Genomic DNA, 7,652 nt, shown 5'->3' on the forward strand with positions numbered 1-7,652 from the left:
CTTACTGGCTGACAGCCTTGGCCTGAGCCTCGGCGGGGAGTTCCGACGACATGTAGATCGCGCCCGGCAGATCCTTGCGGCACTGCACTGCATGGGGATTGCCCGACACCGAGTCCTCGAATACCGGCGCCTTGAAGATCTCGTCCTTCGGCGGCGTGCCGCCGGTGGCGAGCGCCACGGCCCATTGCACGGCGAGCCTCACATTGTCATTGCCGGTCGCGACCGTGAACAGCTTGAAGTCCGGATTGCTTGCCTGGTTGGCCTCGAAGAAGCAGCCTAGCGAATTGCCGTCGGACGTGGCGAGCGCCGGGATCGACTTGCCCTGCTTGGTAAACAGCGGCAGTGCGCCGACCAGCGACGGACCGAAGTCGGAGACGATCACATCGATCTTGGCATTCTTGGCGATTTCGGCCGTCAGCACCTTCTGGGTCAGTGCTGGATCCCAGTTCGTAACGTCGAACGGGGCAGGGTTGACGAAGACATATTCCGCACCGAGAACGTTCTTCAGGCCCTTGAGCTCGTCCAGGCCCTGGCTGTTGCCGGCCGGTCCGCTGAGGAACAGCACGTTTCCGCCCTGCGGCAGCACGCCCTTGATCCATTTGCCCCAGTTCTCGCCGTCGTTGACGAAGGACGAGCCGATGAACTTCGAATAGTTCTTGCCTTCCTTGCCGCCGACATTGACGCGATAGGGGACAATGATCTTGCCGGACTTGTAGACGCTGGTGATCGCCGGAAGCACCGCGGGACCGGCATCGCCGAACACGACGAGCGCATCGACGCCCTTGGCCGCCATGCTCTTGATGTCGGAGATCGACTTCAGCGTATCGCCCTGGCCATCGGCATATTCGTACTTTGTGATGCTGGGGCAAAGCTCGACCGTCTGCTTGCCCGAAGCGGTGGTCACCTGGCGCCAGCTGTTGCCGCCATAGCCGTCGAGCAGCGCAAGCGTTGCCTTTTTCGGGCCGCACCAGCTGGGTGTCTCGGCTTTGGCGAGGTTGGCGCTGCCGAGCGCCATCATTGCGGCCGTCACGGAGAAGGCCAAACTTTTGACGATAGAACCGTATTTCATTTCTGTTCCTCCACGTTTTTTGTTCCAGTCGTTTTTCTTACGTTCACCCGCCAGCGGAGCGAGTAAACACCGATGCCAAAACCCAGCGCCAAGGCCTGGATGATGGTTTGAGCCGAAAACGGCACGCCGACCGAGAGTGCGAATTGGCTCAATTGGTTCAGGAAGAAGGCAGCGATCACCGTCGAGATCGGATAGCCCCGGCCGCCGAGCAGCGAGGTGCCGCCGAGCACCACGACCGCGACCGAAGGCAGCAGCAGGCTGTCGCCCTGGAAAGCCGTCGGCTCCCGTGTAATCCCGGCAATCAGAGTGCCTGCCATGCAATAGAGAAGCTGCGCTGAGACATAGGCCATCATCTGATGCTCTCGCACGCGCAAGCCCGCCGCACGCCCGGCCCGCGGATTGGCGCCGATTGCCTCGAAGCGCCGGCCGGCGACCGTCTTCTTCAGCACGAAGGCCACCACGGCCAAGGCGCCGAGGGCGAAATAGACCGAGTTCGGAAGCCCCAGCGATTCGCCGCCGGCGATATCCGCCAAAAGGTTGGTGGTGATCGAGGGAACGCCGCCCGACACCGCAAACACAGCGCTATAGAGCAGGGCATTGGTGCCGATGGTGGCGATGATCGCGTTCAACCCGAAGAAGCTGACGAGGATGCCATTGAGGAAGCCGGCAGCGAGCGCAAAGGCACCCGACACGAGCACAGCCTGGTAGAGCAGCGCGTCATTCTGCTGCGGATAGTGGGTTGCGACCACGACGGCGAGCGATACGGCGCCGGGCAGCGACAGATCGAAGCCGCCTTGCTGCACCACCAGCAACTGTCCCAGCCCGACAATGGCAATAATGGCCGCGAAGGGCAGGCTTCCCGACAGCGCGCCTCCCGAAAGGCTCGACGGCGCGAAGATCAGGCAGATGACAAGAAGAACAAGCGTCGAGAAGACGACGGTCACAAAACTCCTGGCCAGCGGCATGGGCAGCAGGCCCTGCCTGGGAAGCGCTTGAGCAGCCATGGGGGTCGCGTTCATCTCAGTTCGCTCCTCGTCGCAAAACCTTCACGGCAGAACCTTGGCGGCACGGAACCTGTCGAAGGCGTCGGTGAAAGACCTGAGCGAGTTCTGGTAAGCGGAAAAGCCCATGTCGCGGCTCTTGGTCATGTCGGTGAAATTCTCGATGACGCGGCCAAGGTCGGCATCGCTGTGCCACCAGGAGGCCACGGTGTTCAGCGGGTTGCCCTGCAGCCCGTGCCTGGCGACGATCGCGTCCCAGACCGGCTCCATGCCCTTCATCTGTTCGTCGAGCGGCTGCGCGTGGCCGGGATAGGCGGCTGCCGCGAGGCCAAGATGCTCGGCGAGCTTCGGCCAGAGCCAGTTCCAGCGAAACACTTCGCCATTGACGATGTTGAAGGCATTGTTGCGCGCGGCAGGCTCGGTCGCCGCCCAAAGCAGGTGCCTTGCGATGATCCGGCCATCGGTGATGTCGACCGGCGCCTCATATTGCTGCGGCGAGCCGGGGAAGACGAAGGGACGGCCGGTCTCCCGGCAGATGGCCGCATAGGCGCCAAGCGTCGCCGCCATATTCATCTGGTTGCCGACCGCATAGCCGATCAGCGTGTGAGGCCGGTGCACCGACCAGCCAAAACCCTGGCGTTCCGCTGCAGAAAAGACTTCGTCTTCCTGGTCGTAATAGAAATTCTGGTAGGAGAGCCGCGGCTGCTCCTCGCGGAACGGCGTGATCGGCTTGGCCTTCGCATAGGCCTCGAACGGCCCCATATAATGTTTCAATCCAGTCACCAGCGCGACATGCCGGACCGGCTTGCCTTCGACGGCCTGAAGCAGGTTGCGCACCATGCCGGCATTGACGCGGCAATTCTCGGCCTCGGTGGCCTGCCGCAGCCAGGCGGTGATGAAGACGTCGGTGAGGGCTACGTTTTTCAGGGCCTGCTTCACCGCGCCGGCATCCGTCAGGTCGACAGCGATGTGCCTGATCTCGCCGGGCAGGTCATGCGCATGGCGGGAAATGCCGCTGACGATCCAGCCTTCGGCCGTCAGCCGTTCGGCCAGATGACGGCCGATAATGCCGGAAATGCCGGCGATAAGCGCGTGGCGAGCCATCAGTTGAGCCCCTCCATATTGAGCGTGACCTTGATGCAGGCCTGCGGGTTCAGTCCGAGCTGGAAGGCCTGCACGGCGTCGGCGAGGCTGAAATGATGGGTCTGGATCGGCGACAGGTCGATGCCTGTGCGCTCGAGAAAGCGGATGGCGGCCGGCCAGACGCCGGGCGAGCCGATGCAGCCGCGTATGGTCAGGTTCTTCATCTGGATAAGGCCGAGATCGGCGGAAATCTTCTGGCCGATATTGATGCCGACCATCGACATCCGGCCGTCTTGGCCGACATAGTCGAAGGCAGCCGCCAGCGAGGCGCTATGCCCCGAAGCCTCGACGACGAGATCCGCACCCCGGCCCTGCGTCACCTCCTTGATGCGCTCGGAGGCAACCGAGGGATCGAGCGCTTCCGTGGCGCCAAGCTTCAGTGCGATGTCGCGGCGGGTCTGGATCGGATCGACGACGATGACATTGGCGCCCATGCCGATGGCCGCCGCCGCGGAGACAAGGCCGATCGTGCCGCCGCCCGAGACCACGACCGTTTCGCTGGCATTGGTGCCGCCCGAGCGCAGCACGGCATAGAAGCCGCAGGTAAACGGCTCTATGAGCGCACCGCGATTGTCGTCGACGCTATCCGGCAGCTTGTGCAGCCAGTCGGGATTGACGTTGAAATATTGCCTGTCGGCGCCATCCATGGAGAAGCCGAAATGGTGCAGCCGATCCGGTGTCCGCACCACGCATTCGCCGACGACACGATCGCCGACGCGGAAATTCTTCACGCCCTTGCCGACCTCGACGATCTCGCCACACCATTCATGGCCCGGCGTCACCGGATAGGAGATCGGAATGATGTAGCGTCCGGCGAGGAGCTCATAGTCGGAATGGCAGATGCCGACGGTACGGGTGCGCACCAGGACTTCGCTATCCTCCATCACTGGCATCGGGGTGTCGATGACGACCGGCTGGTCGGGTTTCTCAAACACAAGTGCCTTCATGTCGGATCTCCCTGGACGTTGACGACCGCACCATCCTGCGCCGCCGAGGCGATGATGGCTTCGAGGATGGCGATATTGTTGATCAGATCGTCGCCCGTGATCGGGTAGGGCGCTTCACCACGCACGGCGCGGGCAAAGGCCACCAGATTGTCGCGCACCGGTTCGGCCGGCGGCACTTCGGTGACGGTGATCGGCGAGTTGGTTTCCGCCGAGGTCACCACCCAGCCGTCGGGCGCTTCGACATGCGCCTTGTCGCGGATATCGATCCAGCCCTTGGTGCCGTAAAGCGCAAAGCGCGAGACGAAGGGGGTGACCAGCGTCGCCGAAATATAGGCCGTTCCGCCGGACTTGAAGCGGATGTGGGCGCTCATCGTGTCGCCCTGCGGAAATGCCGAGCCGAGATTCTCGCAGGAAACGCGCACGTCGCGCGCCGGCCCGAACAATGCCGCCGAAAGGTCGGTCAGATGAATGCCGGTCGCGGTCATGCCGGCGACGGGCGCTTCGGCTGCGTTGAGGCGCCAGTTGTCGCTGGCGAGCGTCAGGAACTTGTCATGGCTGAAATTGGCCTCGATCTGCAGCAGTCGACCGAGCCTGCCCGCGCGTGCGGCCTCGAGCATCTGCGCCACCGGCGGTTCCCAGCGGCGCTCATGGCCCATTCCGAGCACGAGGTTCTTCGACCGGCAGGCATTGACCGCGGTTTCCGCACCCTTGCGGCTATGGCTGAGCGGCTTTTCGCAAAAGACATGTTTTCCAGCAGCGACGGCGCGCTCGATCTGCTCGGCATGCAGGGAATGCGGCGTCGCGAGAATGACGGCTTCGACGCCGGGATGGGCCAGCGCTTCCTTGTCGCTGGGATAGCAAAGCAATCCGTTTTCCGCGGCAAAGGCGGCGCCGGCAGGATTGGGTTCGGCGGCGCAGACGATTTCGATATCGTCCGATGCCTTCTTCAGCACGGCGGTCATCTTCCTGCCCCACCAGCCGAGGCCGATAATAGCGACTTTTACAGGCGTCCTGCTCATGGCACTCTCAAACTGTGACGAGGATTTTCATGTGGTTGACGGACTTGTCGAGAAGGGCGTCGAAACCCTTCTCGACGACATCGTCCGCCGCAATCTCGGCTGTGCAGATCTTCTCGACCGGCAATAGCCCCACTTCGACCATGCGGATGATGCGCGGCCAGCTCTGCACCGGGTAGCACCAGGTTGCTTCGACAGTGATGTCCTTCAAGGCCCAGAGCATGGCATCGATCGAGGCCGGCTTCATATGCAGGCCGGTCTGCACCACCTTGCCCTGGCGGCGCACGCAAGCGGCACAGCTATTGAGGCTCGCTTCGAGGCCGACGCATTCGATGGCGACATCGACGCCGACGCCTTCCTCGGTATGCGCCTTGATGAAGGCAGGCACGTCTTCCTTGGTCGGATCGAGGCAGATGACATCGGGCACCAGCTGTTTCGCCAGGTTGCGGCGATAGGCATTAGGCTCGCTGACGAAGATGACGGCAGCGCCCGCGGCCCGGACCGCCAGCAGCGCCAGCGCACCGATCGGACCGAGACCGGAGATCAGCACGGTCGATCCCGAAGTCACGCCACCGCGATCGGCGGCATAGACGGCAACCGCCGCCGGCTCGATCATGGCCGCCTGCACATCRCTCACACCCTTCGGCACGGCCGCGACATTGTAATCATTGACCACAGCCAGTTCCGACATGCCGCCCCAGGCCCAGCTCAGCCCGACGCAGCCCATCTTTTCGCTGAGATGATAAAGGCCACGGCGGCCGTAGTAATCATCGCGCGGCGAAATCAACGGCTGGATCGAGACGCGGTCGCCGACCCTGACATTGGATACGTCCGGCCCCTTGTCGGCAACCACCGCGCTGAATTCGTGGCCGAGGATCTGCGGATTGGTGGCGCCGGTATAGATATGCGGCTTTTGCGGCGTCACGATCGGACCGGCTATATATTCATGCAGGTCGGTGCCGCAGATGCCGGTCACCAACGGCTTGATCAGCACGTCGTGAGCACCGAGTTTCGCCGACGGCGCAGGCACGTCTTCGACACGAATATCCTTGGCTGCGTGAAATCTCACGGCTTTCATAAAGCGCACTCCTGAGGCAGGTTCATATCAGCACCATTCCGCCATCGACCATGTAGGTCTGCCCGGTCACGTAGTCCGATCCCGTCGATGCGAGGAAGGTCGTGACGCCGGTAATATCTTCCGGCCGCGCGTAGCGGCCGGCCAGGATCGACTGGCTGAATTCATTGATGGCCTGGTCCGGCTTTTCCGTCAGGCCGAGCGTGACGAATTCGCGGTCAAGCTGTTCCCAAAGCTCGGTGCGCACGACACCCGGCGCAAACGCGTTGACGGTGATCCTGTCGGTGGCCAGCGCCCGTGCGGCCGCCTGCGTCAGCGCCGCAACGGCGAATTTCGAGGCGCAATAATGCGCGAAGAGCGGATAGCCCTGCTTGCCGGCAATCGAGGCCGTGTTGATGATCTTACCGCCGCTGCCCTGGGCCTGCATCTGCCTTGCGGCTTCCTGGGTGCCGACCAGCACGCCGAGCCCATTGACATCCATGATGCGGCGCCAGTCCTCCTCGGTCACGTCCATGAACTGGCATGTCTGGCTGATGCCGGCATTGTTGAACATCACATCGAGCCGGCCGAAAGCCTCGACGGTGGCGGCAATCATCGCCTTCGTGCTCGCCCTGTCCGTGACATTGACTTCGGCTGCAATAGTATCGCCGCCGATCTCCGCAGCCACCTTTTTCGCAGAATCCAGATTGAGGTCCGCGACACAGACCTTCGCGCCGTTCCGGGCCAGATCCCGCGCGATTGCCGCGCCGATTCCGCGGCCCGCGCCGGTGACAATGATCGATTTCTCGCTAACCGTGCCCGACACCGCGTCCTCCCTGACCGATCACGGATTTCCTGGTAATACTTGCGTTTGTCAGCCGTTTTCGCCAGCTGCGACGCGAAATATTGTGCGACATGCTCCTCTAACCGCCGCATTTTGATCCTAGCCAAAAGGTTCGGTCCGCCCTGCTCTAATTTTCTCAAAATGAGAATATTGGCGGCAGGCCGGAATAACGGATCGGGGATCGGATTCCGCCTGTCTGAGCAGTTTTTGCGCAGGCCAAGGGCCAAATGTGTCGTGGTGGAGGTCGGCGTCCGATGCGGGCGAAAGGCGATCGTGCCGAGCCATCTCGGTGCTCCGAAACCGCAAACTTGCGTTCCCGGTGCGGGCCCATGATGCTCGGCGGAAATCATATCAAGAAATAGAGTATCCCGACGACTCCGAAGACCGTCAACGGCTGAAAGATCTGACTGAAGATCATGTCGCGCAGGATGATCGCCGGACTGGAAACGGTGACCGCCGGCGACATCGCCATCGACGGACGGCGTGTCAACGACCTGGAGCCCAAGGATCGCGACATCGCCATGGTGTTCCAGAACTATGCGCTCTATCCACAGATGACGGTGGCGCAGAATATGGGC

General features: G+C 62.4%; 7 protein-coding genes and 2 pseudogenes. 1 reads left to right on the forward strand and 8 read right to left on the reverse strand.

Translation table 11 applies throughout. From position 1 onward, the window contains the following. Position 1: 1 nt before the first annotated feature. From AC1DYF_RS35870 to AC1DYF_RS35905, 8 genes and pseudogenes are all read right to left on the reverse strand, one after another. A complete protein-coding gene (locus AC1DYF_RS35870) occupies positions 2-1,069 on the reverse strand; it encodes a substrate-binding domain-containing protein (protein WP_477883101.1) in 1,068 nt (355 codons plus the stop codon). After that, positions 1,066-2,088 carry an ABC transporter permease gene (locus AC1DYF_RS35875; RefSeq protein ID WP_477883103.1) on the reverse strand — a complete coding sequence of 341 codons (1,023 nt, stop codon included), beginning with the start codon at positions 2,086-2,088 and terminating at the stop codon, positions 1,066-1,068. The genes AC1DYF_RS35870 and AC1DYF_RS35875 overlap by 4 nt, the downstream gene beginning before the upstream one ends. Before the next feature lie 27 nt (positions 2,089-2,115). Continuing rightward, complete coding sequence (locus AC1DYF_RS35880; RefSeq protein ID WP_477883104.1) at positions 2,116-3,174, reverse strand: SDR family oxidoreductase; 1,059 nt, start codon at positions 3,172-3,174, stop codon at positions 2,116-2,118. After that, on the reverse strand, positions 3,174-4,160 hold the full coding sequence (locus AC1DYF_RS35885; protein WP_477883106.1) for a zinc-dependent alcohol dehydrogenase: 987 nt from the start codon (positions 4,158-4,160) through the stop codon (positions 3,174-3,176). Before AC1DYF_RS35885 ends, AC1DYF_RS35880 begins: the two co-directional genes overlap by 1 nt. Further along, complete coding sequence (locus tag AC1DYF_RS35890; RefSeq protein WP_477883108.1) at positions 4,157-5,179, reverse strand: Gfo/Idh/MocA family protein; 1,023 nt, start codon at positions 5,177-5,179, stop codon at positions 4,157-4,159. Before AC1DYF_RS35890 ends, AC1DYF_RS35885 begins: the two co-directional genes overlap by 4 nt. 7 nt (positions 5,180-5,186) lie before the next feature. Beyond that, positions 5,187-6,254 carry a zinc-binding dehydrogenase gene (locus AC1DYF_RS35895; RefSeq protein ID WP_477883110.1) on the reverse strand — a complete coding sequence of 356 codons (1,068 nt, stop codon included), beginning with the start codon at positions 6,252-6,254 and terminating at the stop codon, positions 5,187-5,189. A gap of 22 nt (positions 6,255-6,276) precedes the next feature. Continuing rightward, positions 6,277-7,056 (reverse strand): glucose 1-dehydrogenase, encoded by a 780-nt coding sequence (locus AC1DYF_RS35900; RefSeq protein WP_477883111.1) that lies wholly within the window; start codon positions 7,054-7,056, stop codon positions 6,277-6,279. 364 nt (positions 7,057-7,420) lie between these two features. Beyond that, a pseudogene (locus AC1DYF_RS35905) lies at positions 7,421-7,495 on the reverse strand (amino acid ABC transporter permease); the annotation flags it as partial. Positions 7,496-7,499: 4 nt separating this feature from the next. Between AC1DYF_RS35905 and AC1DYF_RS35910 the strand changes: the two are divergent. After that, a pseudogene (locus AC1DYF_RS35910) lies at positions 7,500-7,652 on the forward strand (ATP-binding cassette domain-containing protein); the annotation flags it as partial.

This window comes from Rhizobium sp. P2_G9 (assembly GCF_056403475.1).